The 18,285-nt window shown below is 59.5% G+C and carries 20 protein-coding genes and 1 pseudogene; 7 read left to right on the top strand and 14 right to left on the bottom strand.

The annotated features are described in order from the left end of the window. Positions 1–149: 149 nt before the first annotated feature. From AB4N43_RS05430 to AB4N43_RS05405, 6 genes and pseudogenes are all read right to left on the bottom strand, one after another. Positions 150–326 carry a hypothetical protein gene (locus AB4N43_RS05430; RefSeq protein ID WP_172825910.1) on the bottom strand — a complete coding sequence of 59 codons (177 nt, stop codon included), beginning with the start codon at positions 324–326 and terminating at the stop codon, positions 150–152. Next, complete coding sequence (locus tag AB4N43_RS05425; RefSeq protein ID WP_194939691.1) at positions 323–1,003, bottom strand: transposase; 681 nt, start codon at positions 1,001–1,003, stop codon at positions 323–325. Before AB4N43_RS05425 ends, AB4N43_RS05430 begins: the two co-directional genes overlap by 4 nt. Next, on the bottom strand, positions 1,000–1,785 hold the full coding sequence (locus AB4N43_RS05420; RefSeq protein WP_460153429.1) for a hypothetical protein: 786 nt from the start codon (positions 1,783–1,785) through the stop codon (positions 1,000–1,002). The genes AB4N43_RS05425 and AB4N43_RS05420 overlap by 4 nt, the downstream gene beginning before the upstream one ends. A gap of 273 nt (positions 1,786–2,058) precedes the next feature. Then, positions 2,059–3,093 carry an arginine N-succinyltransferase gene (gene astA / locus AB4N43_RS05415; protein WP_027925211.1) on the bottom strand — a complete coding sequence of 345 codons (1,035 nt, stop codon included), beginning with the start codon at positions 3,091–3,093 and terminating at the stop codon, positions 2,059–2,061. A 61-nt stretch (positions 3,094–3,154) separates the two neighbouring features. Continuing rightward, a complete protein-coding gene (locus AB4N43_RS05410; RefSeq protein WP_027925212.1) occupies positions 3,155–4,171 on the bottom strand; it encodes an arginine N-succinyltransferase in 1,017 nt (338 codons plus the stop codon). A 251-nt stretch (positions 4,172–4,422) separates the two neighbouring features. Then, positions 4,423–4,554, bottom strand: a pseudogene (locus AB4N43_RS05405) (MurR/RpiR family transcriptional regulator); the annotation flags it as partial. A 340-nt stretch (positions 4,555–4,894) separates the two neighbouring features. Between AB4N43_RS05405 and AB4N43_RS05400 the strand changes: the two are divergent. Next, positions 4,895–5,467, top strand: a complete 573-nt coding sequence (locus AB4N43_RS05400) for a histidine phosphatase family protein (protein WP_027925214.1) — start codon at positions 4,895–4,897, stop codon at positions 5,465–5,467. Beyond that, positions 5,467–6,222 (top strand): precorrin-6A synthase (deacetylating), encoded by a 756-nt coding sequence (cobF, locus tag AB4N43_RS05395; RefSeq protein ID WP_460153426.1) that lies wholly within the window; start codon positions 5,467–5,469, stop codon positions 6,220–6,222. The genes AB4N43_RS05400 and cobF overlap by 1 nt, the downstream gene beginning before the upstream one ends. A gap of 114 nt (positions 6,223–6,336) precedes the next feature. Here the strand turns inward: cobF and ftrA are convergent, their stop codons facing one another. Then, positions 6,337–7,311 (bottom strand): transcriptional regulator FtrA, encoded by a 975-nt coding sequence (ftrA, locus tag AB4N43_RS05390; protein ID WP_410921925.1) that lies wholly within the window; start codon positions 7,309–7,311, stop codon positions 6,337–6,339. 99 nt (positions 7,312–7,410) lie between these two features. Between ftrA and AB4N43_RS05385 the strand changes: the two genes are divergently transcribed. Continuing rightward, a complete protein-coding gene (locus AB4N43_RS05385; RefSeq protein ID WP_460153424.1) occupies positions 7,411–7,845 on the top strand; it encodes a rhodanese-like domain-containing protein in 435 nt (144 codons plus the stop codon). Here AB4N43_RS05385 and AB4N43_RS05380 read toward each other — a convergent pair whose 3' ends face one another. Then, on the bottom strand, positions 7,846–8,496 hold the full coding sequence (locus AB4N43_RS05380) for a type 1 glutamine amidotransferase (protein ID WP_027925218.1): 651 nt from the start codon (positions 8,494–8,496) through the stop codon (positions 7,846–7,848). 245 nt (positions 8,497–8,741) lie between these two features. Here AB4N43_RS05380 and AB4N43_RS05375 point away from each other — a divergent pair, with 245 nt between their 5' ends. From AB4N43_RS05375 to AB4N43_RS05365, 3 genes are all read left to right on the top strand, one after another. Beyond that, positions 8,742–9,521 (top strand): ABC transporter substrate-binding protein, encoded by a 780-nt coding sequence (locus AB4N43_RS05375; protein ID WP_027925219.1) that lies wholly within the window; start codon positions 8,742–8,744, stop codon positions 9,519–9,521. Between the two features lie 203 nt (positions 9,522–9,724). Beyond that, a complete protein-coding gene (locus tag AB4N43_RS05370) occupies positions 9,725–10,837 on the top strand; it encodes a M14 family metallopeptidase (protein WP_027925220.1) in 1,113 nt (370 codons plus the stop codon). Positions 10,838–11,043: 206 nt separating this feature from the next. After that, positions 11,044–11,760: an alpha/beta hydrolase gene (locus AB4N43_RS05365; RefSeq protein ID WP_027925221.1), complete on the top strand. Its 717-nt coding sequence runs from the start codon at positions 11,044–11,046 to the stop codon at positions 11,758–11,760. 3 nt (positions 11,761–11,763) lie between these two features. Here the strand turns inward: AB4N43_RS05365 and AB4N43_RS05360 are convergent, their stop codons facing one another. From AB4N43_RS05360 to AB4N43_RS05340, 5 genes are all read right to left on the bottom strand, one after another. Continuing rightward, entirely contained in the window at positions 11,764–12,336 is a 573-nt protein-coding gene (locus tag AB4N43_RS05360) for a DcrB/PsbP domain-containing protein (protein WP_410921926.1), read from the bottom strand. Positions 12,337–12,415: 79 nt separating this feature from the next. Next, the gene (locus AB4N43_RS05355) at positions 12,416–12,742 is read right to left on the bottom strand and encodes a putative quinol monooxygenase (protein WP_059181094.1); all 327 of its coding nucleotides are present in this window, start codon (positions 12,740–12,742) and stop codon (positions 12,416–12,418) included. Positions 12,743–12,785: 43 nt separating this feature from the next. After that, positions 12,786–13,457, bottom strand: a complete 672-nt coding sequence (locus tag AB4N43_RS05350; protein WP_194939688.1) for a glutathione S-transferase family protein — start codon at positions 13,455–13,457, stop codon at positions 12,786–12,788. Between the two features lie 82 nt (positions 13,458–13,539). Beyond that, positions 13,540–14,463: an aromatic amino acid exporter YddG gene (gene yddG / locus AB4N43_RS05345; protein ID WP_059181093.1), complete on the bottom strand. Its 924-nt coding sequence runs from the start codon at positions 14,461–14,463 to the stop codon at positions 13,540–13,542. 57 nt (positions 14,464–14,520) lie between these two features. Next, positions 14,521–15,315 (bottom strand): hypothetical protein, encoded by a 795-nt coding sequence (locus AB4N43_RS05340; RefSeq protein ID WP_460153421.1) that lies wholly within the window; start codon positions 15,313–15,315, stop codon positions 14,521–14,523. 204 nt (positions 15,316–15,519) lie between these two features. Here AB4N43_RS05340 and AB4N43_RS05335 point away from each other — a divergent pair, with 204 nt between their 5' ends. Continuing rightward, complete coding sequence (locus AB4N43_RS05335) at positions 15,520–16,839, top strand: Nramp family divalent metal transporter (RefSeq protein WP_027925227.1); 1,320 nt, start codon at positions 15,520–15,522, stop codon at positions 16,837–16,839. Between the two features lie 258 nt (positions 16,840–17,097). On the opposite strand, the gene AB4N43_RS05330 is transcribed toward AB4N43_RS05335, so the two are convergent. Next, positions 17,098–18,279 (bottom strand): acetyl-CoA C-acetyltransferase, encoded by a 1,182-nt coding sequence (locus tag AB4N43_RS05330; RefSeq protein WP_059181090.1) that lies wholly within the window; start codon positions 18,277–18,279, stop codon positions 17,098–17,100. Between the last annotated feature and the right edge of the window lie 6 nt (positions 18,280–18,285).

Raw genomic sequence — 18,285 nt, 5'->3', positions numbered from 1 at the left:
TCAACGCCGAAGGAACAAAAGGCTATCACGGGGGCGGGGGGCAAATGATGACGAATTTACAGGGATGCCGGTTTTTTCGTCGGTGCGTTCAGAAAAAGGCCGCAGACCTGATCGGTCTGCAGCTTGCGGCATGTTTAACGGTGGCGCTTTCAGCCGTTAGCCGTCACGTTCCAGATTTGCTTGATTTCATGGATGTTACCCACGTTATAGCGAAGCACGAATTCGCCACACGGGGATTGCTTGGTAGTCTCGACGGGAGTGTTGATCACGTTGGTACCTGCACGCAGCAGCGGGGTTTCATTCCAGTTGTTCGTTGGCTTGTTCATGTTTTCTTCCTTTGGTTTTTATCGGGTAGCGAATGACTACCACTATTAAGCAGTGCCAGCGTTTTTTCAAAGAACGCTGTTTCCTGCGTAGCAATACCGGGATAAGTCGGTATGTAGTTTTCGTCGAAGCACCACGCTTCTTCGTTTTTAACCGATCGTTGAGGATGGATCAGTAAACTCAACGAAGCGGACATTGTTTTCGGGGGGAGCTGCTTGTGTATTTCCTGTAGTGGAAGCATGTGCAGGACCTCGCCGGGTGCGAGTTTAAGTACTCGCTCTTCGCCGAGTATCGGTCTTGCATTCACGCGAATCGGTGTGTCATCAAGTATTTTTCGGGTCACGGTTATATAGCCGTCGCCGCTGTAACCCATGGCATAGATTTCAAAGTCGTGGGTGTGGTTCAAATCGTAGATGAACGTTTCACTTTCGTCTTGAGAAGAGACCGGTGACCAAAAACCCAAACGAACAGTAAACAGGTCGTTGTAATGCAGAACAAAAGCGTAAGCGCTATAGATACTGTTGCGTGTGCTGAAACCTTCTTGCTGAATAATGTTGTAAAGGTGCTCGCTCAGTAAGGTACGGTTGGTACTCAGTTGACGTAAGTCTTCTATTATTTGTGGCTTGTCTCGCTCTAGATCGTAAGCCGCCATTCGCTCAACAAATGTATTCAGCTTCATGCCGCTTCACTCTGTTGTTCGAGTAAAACATTCAGGCGACTGTTTTGCAGGTTTCTCAACAGTGGTACGAAATGCAGTGCGGCTTGCGGATCGATTTTATGAATGACCTGAAATGCTTTCCACGCGACGGCGGGGTGGTAGTGATAAATCAATTCTTCGGCCACTTTGCCAGCCCCTGGATCCTGCGCCGCTTCAAGTAGTTCAAGGCTCACCAGGTAGCGTGCGGCGCTATCGTCATGGGGAAACCAGGCGATTTTGTGTCGAGAGGCACGATCAAATACCCCGATATCTGCGCTTTTATCTGGCAGGTTGATACTGCCAATGAATGTCGCGTGCCCGTCGCCTGTGGGGTTGCTGTCGAACAGGACCTTCGTACCGTCGATGAATAACGGGTTGTTGGCGTCGACAATGACCTGCTTTCCAAGTATCAGATTGTTGGCTTCTACTCCATAGAGCTGGACAGGAAATGACTGGTCGTTGATGGCAAACAAAACACTGTTGCCTGGAACGGTGTACAGCTGCGGTGACGGCGGTGACGGCGGTGCGCGATCAGGTACTTTGAGACTGATGTTTCCACTGTCGTTGCAGTACAGTGTCAATGTTCCGGTGAGGGTGTTTGTTGACTTCATGATCGTCGCGCTTTTAGATGTTTCATGAGGGTGTTCAGGCGTGTTATGCAGCACGCTGACTAACTTATGAATTTCAGCGGATGTGTCCAGTGTTTTTAAAGTGGTTATCAGTTCGTTGGGTGATAAGGTTGCGTTTAAAAGTGTCTTGATCATGAAGTGTTCTGCTTCGGTTCTTTGGGGTGGGGCGATCAGCTGGTTTGAGGTTGTGCGAAATACCGGGGCGTAAGATCAATTGTCTATAGGACGTTGCGTGGTGGGCTCGTTTAATGTGGCTGGTTTGTGTTTTTAGTATGGGGAGGACGACCACTAAAGGCAATTTAGTAGTTGTTAGTTGATGTTGTCAGTTGTTAATGGATGTTTATGGTGGGCTGATCCGCTATGGCGGAACTTTGGTTTACATTGATTATTAACACCAAGGCGACACTGTTACGCCGCCACAGCCTGCTGCTGTTGCTTCAACAAAGGCACCGCACGCACCGAATTGCCAGGTTGCAGTTGCAGGCGTTTGGCGGTGAGGCGGTCGACCACCAAACTGTTGCCGACCAGGCGTGCCTTGGCCACGGTAATGCGGCAGTTTTCCAGGCGTCGGTTGTGGATCAGCCACACCGGGGCCTGTTCGTCGGGTGTGCCAATGGCCAGTACCAGCGCCTGGCTGTCGCGCACGCTACGGATTTTCGCCACCGGCGCTTCGATCACCGGCCCGGCGTCGAAGATGTCGATGTAACCCTGATGGGCAAAGCCCTCGGCATTCAGGAGTTTCATCGCCGGCACGGTGTTCGGGTGCGCTTTGCCGATCACCGCCTGGGCCTGCTCAGTCAGCAGGCAGGTGTAAAGCGGTTGGCGCGGCATCAGTTCGGCGATGAAGGATTTATTGCCCAGCCCCGACAGGTGGTCGGCGTAGCTGAATTCCTTTTTGAAGAAGTGCCGGCCCAGGCTGTCCCAGAACGGTGAACAGCCGTGCTCGTCGGCGCTGCCACGCAGTTCGGCGATGAGTTTGTCGCCGAACAATTGTGGGAACTCGGCGACGAACAGCAGCCGTCCCAGCGACAGCAGCCGGCCGTTCGTACCCTGGCGTTGATCGTGACGCAGGAACAGCGAGCACAGCTCCGATTGGCCGGTCATTTCGTTGTTCAGGAACAAGGTCGGAATCTGTCGCGCAATTCCAAGATCCGGCGAAGCGCTGACAGTCAGCCCCACCCGGTAGTTGTACCAGGGTTCACGCAGGCCTACGGCGCCAGACATTGCACTGACGCCGACCACTTGCTGATCGTCATCCTCCAGCACAAACAGGTAATCGGCATCCGCACGCTCCACCTGTTCGGCAAATGTCCGCTGGGCCCAGCGCACCCGGTGCACCAGGCGATCCTCGTTGGCCGGCAGGGTGGTGAACCCCGGGCCGGCCTGTTGCACCAGATCCATCAAGGCGGGCAGGTCGGTGACGCGAACCGGGCGGACAATCATGATGCAGCTCCTTCTTTGCGCCAGTTCGGGCGCTGTCGTTGGGCACAGGGCCGGGTGATGCTCACAAGGCGATCAGCCGGATCGGGCTGCCATCGGTCACGTTCAAGGCCTGACACATCTCGGCGCTCAACCCCACCGGTTGCCCGGTTACAACATCCAGTTCGACGACGATCGCGCGATAGCCTTCGAGCGCATCGTTGCTCACCAGGTAACGACCGCGTGCATCGATGGATGAGCGCCGTTGCACCGTGCCTGTCTGGCTTTGGGCGATGGAGAGCACGTTCGAAGTGCGCGCATACAGGGTAGGGCCACCGTCGAACAGGTCGATGTAGCTGTTGGTTTCAAAGCCTTCGCGCTCAAGAATATCGAAGGCCTCCTGGCCGTCCGGGTGAATCCGGCCAATGCAGTCCTGGGCCGCCTGGGGCAGCATCGGCACGTAGATCGGGTACTGCGGCATCAGTTCGGCGAGGAAGGTCCGGGTTTCCAGTCCGCACAGCCGTTCGGCCTCAGTGTAAGGCAGGTCGAAAAAGTGTTTGCCCACCGCATCCCAGAACGGCGATTGCCCCTCATCGCTGCTGTAGCCGACGATTTCGGTGATGACCGCGTCGGCAAAGCGCTGCGGATGGGCGGCGATGAACAGCAGCCGTGCCCGTGACAGCAGCTCCGAAAATGCAGTGCGCACCAGCGTGGTATCGATGTGAAAGCCGCGCAGCAAGGTGTGACCGTTGAGGTCCTGGCACAGCGACAGCGCCGGCACGCCATGTTCGATGTTCAGTTCCCGGGAGGCGCTGGTGAAGTGGCGGTTACGCAAGCTGTAGAACGGCTCGTTGAAGCCGGCGGTGGCCAGGAGCTCTGAACAACCTGCCAGGCGTTGGGTCGTCAGGTCCTCCAGCACGAAGAAGTAATTCTCCGGGCCCTGTGCCTCAACGTCTTTTTCGAATGAGGCGCAGGAATCGATAATCCTCTGGCGCAGGCGTTCGGTGTCGTCCGGCAACGACGTGACACCCACCAGGCTGTCGCGCGCCAGTTGTTGTAACTGGGGCAGGTCGGTTAACTCGACTGGGCGTAAGACCAGCATGGATGTACTCCTGTATCAAAGGGTTCGGCGATGTGTTCCGAACCTGACTATCACTGTCGGTTTCCACGCGTTGAAGCAGCGATCGGCTGATTTGTTGTCAGACGCCGCACTTTTTATCTTAAGCCGTTGCTCGGCTCGGACAGCACCCTGGGGGAGCCGGTTTTGTTGAGCAAAAAATAGGTCAGTCCCAAGGCTATGGCGCGGGGAGGGTGCGTAAACAGGCGGGGCCAGTGCAGATGGACTTGTTGCAGGTGGGGACGTGGTTGCAAGAGAGGGCCGAGCCCGTTACGCCGGTACGGGGCCAGCAAGGCGCGTGTGACCTTGCGTTCCGACGACGTCAGCTCCAGGCCGGCGTCGGTGATCAGGTCTCTGAAGGTGGGCATCCGGGCTCCTGCTGGATGGCGATGTCGGTTTCATTTCACAAATTGCGAAAGCAGTATTTATGTAGCCGAGCCTACAAGTCTAGTGAATTTTTCCACGCCTTTTTTGAGCCCTAAAACAGGGCGTAAACCGCGCGCTAAAGGGGCTACATGGTAGTCGATAGAGCTTGTAGGCTATCGCCCATAAACGTGTCGGAGATTGCCGAGTTTCACCGGCCTGCTGCAGGGGCAAGCCAGGCGTGCCGGTTGAAACGAAACGCCCTGAGTCGGGCTTCTTGCGGCACAATCAGGCGAATATCGTCGGCGCGTTGCCGTTTCCGTTTCATCGCCAGGGTGTTTATCCGTGCAAACAACCCGTTTGACCTTGATCTGTCACGCTCGAACCGTCGCACAGAAATTGGCGCGTTTTCCTACGAACGAACCGCTGGAAATGGATTGGCAATCGGCGAAGGGGTCGCGTCGTCATGCGTTCAAAGGGACGCCGCGTTTGCTCTGCGGTCCGGAATTGCGCACCCGGCAAACGGCCGCACTGTTTGGCGATGAAGTTGAAGTGGTCGATGCATTGAGCGATTGCGACTTCGGGCAGTGGCAGGGCGTGCGCATTGATGACCTGCAAACGTCGCAGCCCGAGGCGCTCCAGGCCTGGCTCGATGACCCAACCTCGGCGCCCCATGGCGGTGAGTCGGTGGCGCAACTGGGTCAGCGTGTGGCGCAGTGGCTGCACACCCTTGAGGCAACGCCGGGGCATGTTATTGCGGTCACCCATCCGTTTGTCATTCGCGCTGCGCTCACCCTGGTATTGCAGGGTGCGGCGTTCAACCAGATTGACGTTGAACCGTTGTCAGCCATTGAGTTGCGGTTCACCGGCCGCTGGCGCCTGCGCTTGCTCGGCACTGATGCCCAAGGAGTGCTGTGATGAGAAAACTGTTGGTCATCGGCATCGGCGCCGGCAATCCCGACTACATCACGATGCAGGCTGTGAAGGCGTTGAATCTCGTCGATGTGTTTTTCCTGATGGACAAGGGCCAGGACAAAGATTCACTGATCCACCTGCGTCGCGACATCTGCGAACGCTACATCACCGATCACGACTATCGCTTCGTCGAAGCCCACAGCCCCGAGCGTGAGCGCGGTGAGGTGGACTACACGAGCAGTGTCGAAGACCTCAACCTTGCCAGGCAATTGACCTTCGAACGCCTGATCAACGAGGAAATGACTGACGAGCAATGCGCCGGTTTCCTGGTGTGGGGCGATCCGGCGTTGTACGACAGCACGATCCGGATTTTGCAGGCGATCCTGGCGACGGGGCGCTGTGTGTTCGAGTTCGAGGTGATCCCCGGCATCACCAGCGTCCAGGCATTGGCAGCGCGCCATAAAGTGCCGCTCAATCGCATCGGTCGCTCGATTGAAATCACCACCGGGCGCCGTTTGGCCGCGGGGCAGGTGAGTGACGCGGACAGTGTGGTGGTGATGCTGGATGCGCAAGATGCCTACTGTCAGGTGGCTGATCCGCAGACCGTGATTTACTGGGGGGCTTATTTGGGGACGCCGGATGAGATGCTGATCAGCGGCAAGCTTGAAGAGGTAGCGGATGAGATTGAGCGGGTGCGCAAGGCGGCTCGATTGGCGAATGGGTGGATTATGGATACCTATCTGCTGCGCAAGCCTTGAATCCAGTGGTGTCTAGGCTGGCCTCATCGCGAGCGAGCTCCCACAGGAATTTCAGGCGTTATATCGATCCAATGTGGGAGCGAGCTTGCTCGCGATGGGGCCCTGAAGGTCAGCTCAAATACCAGCCATGTCCCCACGCCCAAACCGCTCCCGGTACACCGACGGCGGCACCCCCACCACCCCCCGAAACGCCACCCGAAAACTCTCCACCGACCGATACCCGCACTGCTCGGCAATCTGATCGGTATTGTGCCCGGTGCCCTCCAGCAACTCCCGGGCCCGCGCCAGTCGCTCATGCTGCAACCAGGCTTTTGGCGACATCCCGGTGGCTTCGGTAAAGCGGCGCAGAAACGTTCGCTCACTCATCGCCGCCTCGCTCGCCAGATCACGAACCTCCAGCGGCTGGTGCAAGCGCTCCCGCGCCCATTGCATGACGCGTGACACGTCACTGCGCGGCGTCGGGCTGACCGGTGTCGGAATAAACTGCGCCTGGCCGCCAGTGCGTTGCGGCGACATCACCAGCCGCCGAGCCACCGTGTTCGCCACTTGCGTACCGAAATCCCGCGCCACCAGGTGCAGGCAGGCATCGATGCCCGCTGCGCTGCCGGCCGAGGTAATCAATTGACCGGCATCGACATACAACACCTGCGGGTCCACCAGAATGTGCGGAAAACGTTCAGCCAGTTCAGTGGTGTAGCGCCAATGGGTGGTAGCGCAGTGACCGTCGAGCAAACCGGTCGCCGCCAGCACAAACACCCCGGAACAGATCGACAGCAATCGCGCTCCGCGTGCATGGGCCTTGCGCAAGGCGTCGAGCAAGTGTTCGGGCACCGGCGCATGACGGTCGCGCCAGCCGGGAATGATGATGGTCCGGGCATCTTCGAGCAGCTCCATGCCACCATCGGCCAGCACTTGAATGCCGCCCATGGCGCGCATCGGGCCTTGGTCCACGGCGACAATCCGGTGTTCGTACCACGGGAAGTCGAACTCTGGCCGTGCCAGACCGAAGATCTCCACGGCAATGCCGAATTCGAAAGTACAAAGGCCGTCGTAGGCCAGAATCGCGACCAATCCAGGGTTAGGCTGCATTTGGCGGAAAGTTCCCGGTGAGTGTCTTGTGCGCCACTGTAGCGGCAAGTGGCGGGCGGATAAAGTCTTCTCACGCCCACACACTATGGAGTACAGAACATGACCAGCCTGGTTCGCGAAATCCCCGCCGCCCCTTCGGCCATTGCCTTGATGCATTTCAGCAACCGCCTGACTTTCGAAACCGACTGTTCCGACGTCCACACCAGCCAACAGGCCGGCGAAGTGGATTTTGTGCTGGTGGACGTACGCGGTCCGCTGGCGTTCGAGCGCGGCCATGTGCCGGGCGCGATCAATATTGCGGGGCGATTGCTGACCGCTGAAGGTCTCGCGGCTTACCCGAAAAGCAGTTTGCTCGTGGTGTATTGCGCGGGCCCGCATTGCAACGGCGCCAACAAGGCCGCTGTGAAACTTGCGGCGCTGGGTTACCCGGTCAAGGAAATGATCGGCGGGGTGACGGGGTGGCTGGATGAAGGGTTTGAGTTGAGTGTGGCGGTGCAGCGGCCAGCCTCGACCGCCATAGGGTGTGAATGTTGATCAACCATTGCGCATAGCGGACGAAACGGTCCACCACCCATCCAGCGTCGCCTGCAACCAGTCATATACGGCGGTGTAGGCGGCGCTGTCCTGTTCACCCCGAGGCAACGGTGATTCCTCACCAAAGTGTTCATTGAGCATCGCCACCGACCCGGCATTCCACTCCGGATGGAACTGCAACCCCACACGCATCGGCCCCACCCGATACATCTGCTGTTCGCATTGAGCGCTGCTGGCGAGCAATTGCGCGCCGGGCGGCAGATCAATCGCGTCTTCGTGCCACTCCAGCACCTTCAGCCGCTGGCCATCGGCGAACGTCACCTCAGTCCAGCCGGTTTCGGTTCGATCCATCCGCCGCACCTGTCCGCCCAGACTCAACGCCAACAACTGCGCCCCCAGGCAAATCGCAAACACCGGAGCGCCCTGATTCAGGCTGCCCGCCAACCACTGCCGCTCGGCTTCCAGCCAGGCCGGGCCAGCACTGGATTCGTAAGGCCCACCCAACACCATCACCGGTGTCGCGCTCACCGGAGGCAATTGGCCGAGGTCTGCGCGAAAGACGTTCAGCGTCAAGCCTCGGGACGTGGCCCATTCAGCAATCGCCCCGGGACCTTCGGCGGGGTGGTGCTGGATCAGGTTCAATGTTGGCATCAGGATTCCCTGTCGTTTTTGTGTGTAGGTTTTGTCTGATTAAAGGACTTGTCCTACAGTCTGTGCACTGCGGTGGCGCACACTTCAAGGGACTCCGTTACGCGAGCCACTTTTCTGTAAGTATTTGTCGCTTAAACACAATTTGCCCATTTGAAGCCACTCTAGACTGCCGACCACTTCGGTTTTCACCGGCCGAAAGCCAATCGTAAGCTGCCAATAAAAGCCTCCGCACACGGGAGTTATAAATGAAAAAGCTAGTGATGTTCGGTGCCTTGGCACTGTCGATGTTGTCCCTGACCGCTGTGGCCGATGACGCCAAGCCGATCCGCATCGGTATTGAAGCCGGCTACCCGCCATTCTCGATGAAAACCCCTGACGGCAAACTGACCGGTTTCGACGTGGACATCGGCGATGCGCTGTGTGAGCAGATGAAAGTCAAATGTACGTGGGTCGAGCAGGAATTCGACGGCCTGATCCCGGCGCTGAAAGTGAAGAAAATCGACGCGATCCTGTCGTCCATGACCATCACTGACGACCGCAAGAAGAACGTCGATTTCACCATCAAGTACTACCACACGCCGGCGCGCTTCGTGATGAAGGAAGGCACCGACGTCAAGGACCCGCTGACCGATCTCAAAGGCAAGAAAGTCGGTGTGCTGCGCGCCAGTACCCACGACCGCTTCGCCACCGAAGTGCTGGTGCCGGGCGGGATTCAGCTGGTTCGCTACGGTTCCCAGCAGGAAGCCAACCTGGACATGGTCTCTGGCCGCGTTGACGCGCTGCTGGCCGACTCGGTCAACCTGGACGACGGTTTCCTGAAAACCGACGCCGGTAAAGGTTTCGCCTTCGTAGGCCCGGAATACAACGATCCGAAGTACTTCGGTGGCGGCGCCGGCATTGCCGTGCGCAAGGGCGATACCGCCCTGGCCGAGCAGTTCAATGCCGCTATCACCGAAATCCGCGCCAACGGCAAGTACAAGCAAGTGCAGGACAAGTACTTCAAGTTTGACGTTTACGGCGAGTAATCACGCTGTTCAAAAAAGTGGCAACCGTTGACGCGGTTGCCATTTTTTTTGTGCATTCTTTCTAGCAACAGAGAACGCTGTAGGAGTGAGCCTGCTCGCGATAGCAGTGGGTCAGTCGAAATTTAATGACATGACCCACCGCTATCGCGAGCAGGCTCACTCCTACAGGGGGATCTCACTGTTCAGATTTCAGGAGTTTATCCATGCAACGCACCGACCATTCACTGCCCTGGAGCCACCTGGGCACCGAACGTACCCTCAGCGTGTTTCGCTACGGCGCGGGCACGCGCAAGGTCTACATTCAGGCCAGCCTGCATGCGGACGAACTGCCGGGCATGCGCACGGCGTGGGAGTTGAAGAAACGCCTGGCCGAACTCGACACCCAAGGCCAACTGCAAGGCGTGATTGAACTGGTACCGGTGGCGAACCCGATCGGCCTCGATCAGCACCTGCAAGGCAGCCACATGGGCCGCTTTGAACTGGGCAGCGGCAAGAACTTCAACCGCTCGTTTGTCGAGCTCAGCGCACCGGTGGCCGCGTTGATCGGTGACCGATTGGGCGACGATGCGCAGGCCAACATCGCCCTGATTCGCCAGACCATGGGCCAGGTCCTTGATGGTTTGCCGGCACCGGCCTCGCAACTGGAAGCCATGCACCGCTTGCTGTTGCGCCATGCGTGTGATGCCGACATCACCCTCGATCTGCATTGTGATTTCGACGCGGCGATTCATCTCTATGCCTTGCCGCAGCATTGGCCGCAGTGGCAATCCCTGGCTGCGCGGCTGAAGGCTGGCGTAGCGTTGTTGTGTGAAGATTCCGGCGGCAGCTCGTTCGACGAATCGTGTTCTTCGCCATGGTTGCGTCTGGCGCGGGCGTTTCCTGACGCCGCTATTCCCCCGGCCAACCTGGCGACGACGCTGGAGTTGGGCAGCATGGGCGACACGCGGGTTGATCAGGCTCAGGCTAACTGCGAGGCGATCCTCGGTTTTCTGGCCGAGCAGGGATTCATCAAGGGCGCATGGCCGGCGGCACCGAGCGAATGCTGTGAAGGCATGCCGTTCGAAGGCACCGAGTACCTGTTCGCGCCGCATCACGGGGTGGTGAGCTTCCTGCGCAACGCCGGTGAATGGGTGGAGCGGGGCGATGCACTGTTTGAAGTGGTCGACCCGTTGAATGACCGGGTGACCACCGTGCGCGCCGGGACGAGCGGCGTGTTGTTCGCGATTGATCGCGGGCGGTATACACAGCCGGGGACGTGGCAGGCGAAAGTGGCGGGGCGCGAGCCGATTCGGGTTGGGAAGTTGATTAACGATTAACTTCGGAGTCTCTAGTGCTTCCCCGGGCCTCATCGCGGGCAAGCCCAGCTGCCACAGGGGATCAGTGTTGAACACACATCTGTGATTCAACAAAGCCCCCTGTGGGAGCAGAGCTTGCTCGCGATGGGGTCATCAGCAACACCTGATATATCAGGGCTCACAGTGCTAGGCTCACCCCCGAATCCTGTTTCTGTAAAGGAAGGCCAATGTTGAAATTTCTCGCCATGCTGACACTGCTGGCATCCGCCTCGGTCCACGCTCAAACCCCGCTGCAATCCGATCTGCCCCTCAAGTACCTGGAACAAGCCAACCCCGAGTCGCAACACCAGCCACTGGTGATTTTCCTCCACGGTTACGGCAGCAACGAGCAGGACTTGTTCGGCATCAAGGATGATCTGCCCGCGACTTATACCTACCTGTCGGTGCGGGCGCCGATGACCCTGGAAGAGGGCAGCTACCAGTGGTTTACCAAGAAGGGCGAGGGCGCCTATAACGGCAAAACTGGCGACTTGAAGTCCAGCGGTCAGGTGCTGCTGGATTTCATCGCTCAAGCAGCGAAAAAATATCACACCGAACCCGACAAGGTGTTCCTGGTGGGGTTCAGCCAAGGCGCGATCATGTCCTACGAAGTGGCGTTGCGTCACCCCGAGGCAGTCGGCGGGATTGCAGCGTTGAGCGGACGGGTTCTGCCAGTCCTGAAATCAGCGCTCAAACCGGATGAAAACCTCCAGAAACTGGCGATCTTCATCGGTCATGGCAAAGAGGACAACCGCCTGCCGTACAAGGACGGAACAGACGCCGACACCCTGCTGAAAAGCCTGTCCCTCAAGCCTGAGTTTCATGGCTACGAAGGACTCGGCCATAACATCAGCGAGGCCGAGATTGTGGATTTGAACGCCTGGCTGCAGCGCCTCAACCCTTGAAGCTTACTTGCCGGTGACGATCTGTTTGATCAGCGTTTCATGCGCGGCCATGTCACCCGGACGGGAAATCACCTGAACCACTGCCATGCGGTTACCCGACGCCGCCATCAGCGTGGTGTTGAGGGTCATGCCGCCCCCTTGCGTGGCGGTGCTGTCCACCTGACGCAACCCCAGGCCTGACGCTTTCTGTGTCAGGCTTTTTTCGCTGAGTTTGTTGAAATCCGGCAGGGCCTTGCGTTGTGCGGCTTCGAAATCGGCGGCCGTACCGTCGAGAAACGCGCCGTCGTTGTCTTTGACGGTGACGTCTGCCGGCAGGTTGTTTTCCGCGGCGATCACCACGGTCTTGGTGGTTTCGTTGGTGTACATGGTGCCGCTGGCGCCGGACGGGCTGGCCGGCAGCGTGTTGGCGGTAAAGCCCTTGGGCAGGGAGAAGGTGAACTTGCCGCCCAGCATCGAGACTTTCTGCGTGGACGATGGCGTGGTGGCCGTGGCCTTGGCGGCCTGTGCATTCAACGCGCCCAGACTGGCAACCGCCGTCAGCAACAGGACAACGGCTTTTTTACTCAACAGTGACATGCAAAAAACTCCAGGGATGATCGCGCTTTGAGGGCGATCATCCCATGGACGTTGTGAAGCATTCCAGCGTGGCGGTGGTTTACACCCCGCGTTGCGACGGATAGCTGCTGATCACATCAAGAAACTCGATCCGCCGATCCTCGGCCAGCAACTCCGGCAGCAGCGCTTCGTACACCTGGCGATAGGGTTTGCTCAGGTGACGGGCGATGAAGTCTTCCTTGCTGCAATTCCAGGTTTCGTACAGCACCAGGGTGTTCGGGTCGTCTTGCAATTGGTGGACCCAGGTGTTGACGAAATCCGGCTCGGCAGACATCTGGTGCACCACCTCCAGCAGCCGTTCCCTGGTTTCGGCGAAACGTTCGGGTTTGGCTGGCAGGTAAACGATAAACGCGACTTGATCACTCATTTCATCACCTTCAAATGCTGGAGTCGGGACCGGATCTGGAGACTCAGGCCTGGTTTTGCGGGAACAGGTTGCGACGGGTTTCTTCGTCGAACTCGGCCTTGAGCACCAATTGCTCTTTCAAGCCGTGGGCACGTTGAGCGGCTGGGCGGGCGCTGATTTCATCGAACAGGCGCTTGACGTTCGGGTACGCCGCCAGTCCGTTTTCGCCGAGGATGTACGGCGCGTAGTTGGCCCAGCCCCAGAGCGCCATGTCGGCGATGCTGTAGGTGTCGCCGGCGAGGTATTGATGATCGGCCAGGCGCTGGTCGAGTACGCGGTAGTGACGTTCCACTTCTTTCAGGTAACGGTTTTTCGCATAAGCGAGGTCTTCCGGCGCGTGGTGCAGGAAGTGCACGGCTTGACCCGAGAACGGTGACAGGCCGGTGGCGATGAACATCAGCCACGACAGCAGTTCGGCATTGCCGGCAGCGGTGGTCGGCAGGAAACGCTGATGTTTTTGCGCCAGGTGCAACAGGATGGCCTGGGAGTCAAACACTGTGGCGTCACCATCAACGAGTGCTGGAACCTTGGCGTTCGGGTTGATCGCCAAAAAGGCTGGCAGGTGCTGCTCGCCCTTGAAGGTGTCGACGCCGATCAATTCGTAAGGCGTTTGCAGTTCTTCAAGCAGCAGGGCAACTTTCATCGGGTTAGGCGAAGGGTGGAAAAAGAATTTCATGGTGCAGGCCTCAGTCGGGTGGGTTGTGAACTGAGGCTGATGTTGAGGGAAACCCGTTCGATTGACGTACGAGGTTGTTGCTTTACTCGTTCGATGTTATCGAACGTGTTGCGATAGCCGTCTCGGAGGATCGCGTGGTGGCAATCACCGCGCCACCAATGATCAACAGCGCGGGCACGATCAGGATCGGACTGGCCTGGCTATCGCCCACGGTGATCAACAGCAGCGTGGAAATCAGCGGCGCCAGGTAGGAAAGCGCCCCCAATGTCGCCAGACTGCCGTGCTTGGTGGCGTGGTCCCAGGCCAAAAACGCCAGGCCCACCGGTCCCAGGCCCAGGCAGAGGATCGCGGCCCATTGACCGGCATCCGGCCAGACCGTGGTTTCAAACAGCAGATGGCAGATCAGCCCGCCGATGGCCACCAGGCCGCAGACACCGCCGATGGTGTTGCTGGGCACGTCGCTGAAGCGTCGATTGAAGACTGAATAAACGGCCCAGATCAGCGCACACCCAAACGCCGCGAGATAGCCGGCCACCGGCATCGCCGCACCCGCCGCTGGTGCGTGTTGCTGCATGATGAACGCCGTGCCGGCGAGCCCTAGCAGCGCGCCGAGCATCTGTCGCTTGTGCAGCTTTTCCCCGGCCGATAACGCTGACAACAACACCAGCAACAAGGGCCAGAGGTAGTTGATCAGACTGGCCTCGGCGGCTGGGGCGGCTTTGAGCGCGAAAAAATACAGCGCGTGATAGACGAAGATTCCGCTGAACCCGGTCGCCCAGACGGCCCAGGGTTGTCGCCAGCTGCTGAAACCGGCGATGCCACGTCGCCCCAGAATGCCCACGCTCGCCGCGAAGGCCACACCGAAACTGAGCGCCATCAGCTGAAACGGGGGAATGCCTTGGGTGAGGGTGGTCAGCAGCGCGAGGCAGGACCAGAGGAATATGGCGACAACGCCCACGGCAGTGGCTGAGCGGGCAGTGCGCACGGGTAACGTGGCGTGATTCATGTCTGGTCCTTCAGCACGGTGAGCGGGCGACATCCTGGCCCGCAGCTGTGAAGGAGCTTAGCGGTTGATCGCGGATCGTCCAGGCGCGGTCGTCGGCTTGACCGGGCGTGCCAGCAATTGCCGGGTGACCCCGAGCATCGCCACTGAAACCGCGACGCCGAGGGCAAACGCGCTCAGCCCCATGTGCGGCAATGCCAACGCCAACACCAGACAAAACGCCGCGAACGAATACATGCCGGTCGCCGTTGCTCGAAGGAGTGCGGCGGTAAACGCCGGGCCCCGGGTTTGCTGGGAAAACACTGCCATCACGCTGCCCAACACCGGGAACACCGCGAGCAAGCCGCTCCAGCGTTCGCCGACGGTGCTCGCCAGCAACGTAACCGCGAGGGTGAGCAGGGCGCCGGCCATCATGCGCAGCAGCAATTTATCGGACTTCGGCGCCGGGCCGGACACCAGCGGCTTTACCTTGGGGAACAGGTAAGGCGCAGCGAGCAGCGCAGTCGCCGCGGCGATGACTGAGAACACCAGGGACGGCGGGATCAGCGACAGGATGACGGCCGCCAAGGCCCAGACGGACAGCGACACCAGCAGCGCCAACGACCAATTGGCGCGCTGGGCAACTTGGGCATAGGTCACGCAGAAGGCAATCATCGCGAACATCGCCGATAACGCGGCCGTCGCCGATTGGGCGGCAAACACTTCACCTTGCTCGATGGCGAGGAAGAACAGAATCGGCCCGACCACCACCGGCAACCCGGACAACCAACCGGCCACGCTTGGCCCCCAGCGTTTACCGGCCAGGGAGATCAGCAACAGAAATCCTGGAATCACCAGCAGTTTGAGCATCAGCACGCACGCATCTCCTTCCTGAGAGAGACGGCAACGTTAGCATCGCGCGCACTGAATTGCTCCATCGATTGCCTGTTTTTGTATACAAAGTCGCCAGCCCTTGAACATTCCCACGCTTTGCGTGGGAATGTTCATCAACTGCGGGCCCTTGGGTGTGCCGGGCGAAGCGTCTAAGCTGCACCCTCTCACCTGTTTCTGGATGTGTGTGTGAAATTCAGTCTACCCAAAGTCGCCACCGCGCCGTTCTGCCCGCCGGAAGTGGCCGGCACTGTTCCCGTTGATCCGCGCGCATCGTTCTTCAAGCGGGTGCTGAGCTTTGCCGGGCCGGGTTTGCTGGTGTCCATCGGCTACATGGACCCGGGTAATTGGGCGACCGCCATCGAGGCCGGCTCGCGCTTTGGCTACAGCCTGTTGTTTGTGGTGCTGCTGGCGAGTCTGGCGGGGATGGTGGTGCAGTGTTTGTGTTCGCGCCTGGGCATCGCTACCGGGCGCGATCTGGCGCAATTGTCCCGCGAGCGCTACAGCACGCGCACGGCACGCACGCAGTGGGTGCTGGCGGAAATCTCGATCATCGCCACCGACCTTGCCGAAGTGCTTGGCTGTGCGTTGGCGTTTCATCTATTACTCGGGTGCTCGCTGACGTTTGGCATCGCCCTGACGGCGTTCGACACGCTGCTGGTGCTGGCCCTGCAAAACCGCGGTTTCCGTCGTCTGGAAGCAATCATGCTGGTGCTGGTGAGCACCATCGGCGCGTGTTTCTTCGTCGAATTGCTGCTGATCAAACCTTACTGGCCAGACGTGGCGCGCGGCTTCACGCCGTCACTCTCGGCGATTGGCGATGCCGCGCCGCTGTACCTGGCCATCGGCATTCTCGGGGCCACGGTGATGCCGCATAACCTGTACCTGCACACCTCGATCGTGCAGACCCGACTGATCGGCAAGGACCTGGCCAGCAAGCAGGACGCGGTGAACCTGGCGCGCATCGACACCATCGGTTCGCTGGCGTTGGCACTGCTGGTCAATGCAGCGATCCTGATTCTCGCGGCGGCCGCGTTCCACAAGACCGGGCATACCGATGTGGTGGACATCCAGGACGCCTATCACTTGCTGGATCCGCTGGTGGGCGGGGCGTTGGCCAGCGTGTTGTTCGGCGTAGCGTTGCTGGCGTCGGGGCAGAGTTCGACCTTTACCGGGACCATCGCCGGGCAGGTGATCATGGAGGGTTTCCTGAACCTGCGGATTCCGTGCTGGCAACGGCGCTTGATCACCCGTGGGCTGGCGCTGATTCCGGCGTTCATTGGGGTGTGGCTGATGGGCGACAGTGCGGTTGGCAAGTTGCTGGTGTTGAGTCAGGTGGTATTGAGTTTGCAGTTGCCGTTTGCGTTGTACCCATTGATTCGCATGACCAACGATCGCCAGTTGATGGGGGCGTTCGTCAATCGCTGGCCGACTCGGGGTTTGGCGTGGGGGTTGTTTGTGGTGATCAGTGGGGCGAACAGCTGGTTGATCTTGCAGTTTCTGGGGTGACTGTCCGGGCCTCATCGCGAGCCGGCTCGCTCCCACAGTAGATCTTCGGTGAGCACAAACCCCCTGTGGGAGCGGACCTGCTCGCGAAGAATGATGACGCGGTCCCGGCCTGCTCACACAACTTGTAGCCGCAGGCTTCGCCAGCGGCTACAAGGGATTCGGGTATAGCGCAAGGACCCGGCGCGACGTGAATCGCGCCGGGGGTGTTGCCAGGCTGCAGCGGATCTTCGTGGGTCCCCGCGCAGTCTGAAGAACGCTTTACGCTCGTTCGATCGCCAATGCCACGCCCTGACCACCGCCGATGCACAGGGTGGCGAGGCCTTTCTTGGCGTCGCGCTTGATCATTTCATGCAGCAAGGTCACCAGCACGCGGCAGCCCGATGCGCCGATTGGGTGGCCCAGTGCGATGGCGCCGCCGTTGACGTTGACCTTGTTCAAGTCCCATTCCAGGTCCTTGGCCACCGCCAGCGATTGCGCAGCGAACGCTTCGTTGGCTTCGATCAGGTCGAGTTGATCGATGGACCAACCGGCCTTGCTCAGGCAACGACGGGTGGCCGACACCGGGCCGATGCCCATGATCGCCGGGTCTACGCCGGCGTTGGCATAAGCAGCGATTGTCGCCAGCACGGGCAGGCCGAGGGCCTTGGCTTTATCGGCGCTCATCAGGATCACGGCAGCGGCGCCGTCGTTCAGCGACGATGCGTTGCCTGCCGTCACCGAGCCGTCCTTTTTGAACGCCGGTTTCAGCTTGCCCAGCGCTTCAGCGGTGGTGCCGGCACGCGGTTGTTCATCGGTGGCGAAGGACAGCGGATCGCCCTTGCGCTGAGGAATCAGGATTGGCGTGATCTCATCGACAAAACGCCCGGCTTCGATGGCCGCCGTGGCTTTTTGCTGGGAGCTAGCCGCGAAGGCGTCCTGTTGCTCGCGGGTCAGGCTGTATTTCTCGGCGAGGTTCTCGGCGGTGATACCCATGTGGTAATCGTTGAACGCATCCCACAGACCGTCGCTGATCATGGTGTCGACGATTTGCGCATGACCCATGCGCAGACCGGTGCGAGCACCCGGCATCACGTAGTTGGACAGGCTCATGTTTTCCTGGCCGCCGGCAATGATCACGTCGGCATCGCCGCAGCGAATCGCCTGGGTGGCCAGGTGCAATGCTTTGAGGCCGGAACCGCAGACCTTGTTCAGGGTCATGGCCGGCACGGTGAACGGCAGGCCGGCCTTGATCGCGGACTGGCGCGCAGGGTTCTGCCCGGCGCCGGCGGTCAGGACTTGACCCATGATCACTTCATCGACTTCAGCCGGGTTCAGGCCGGTTTGCGCCAGCAGCTGACGGATCACCGCCGCGCCGAGATCAACCGCGGAAACGCCGGCCAGAGAGCCCTGGAAGCTGCCAATGGCAGTGCGGGTGGCGGCGACAATGACGACGTCTTGCATGGGGGA

It is taken from the genome of Pseudomonas sp. S2_B07 (assembly GCF_054668435.1).
This window is presented reverse-complemented; position numbering and strand designations above follow the sequence as displayed.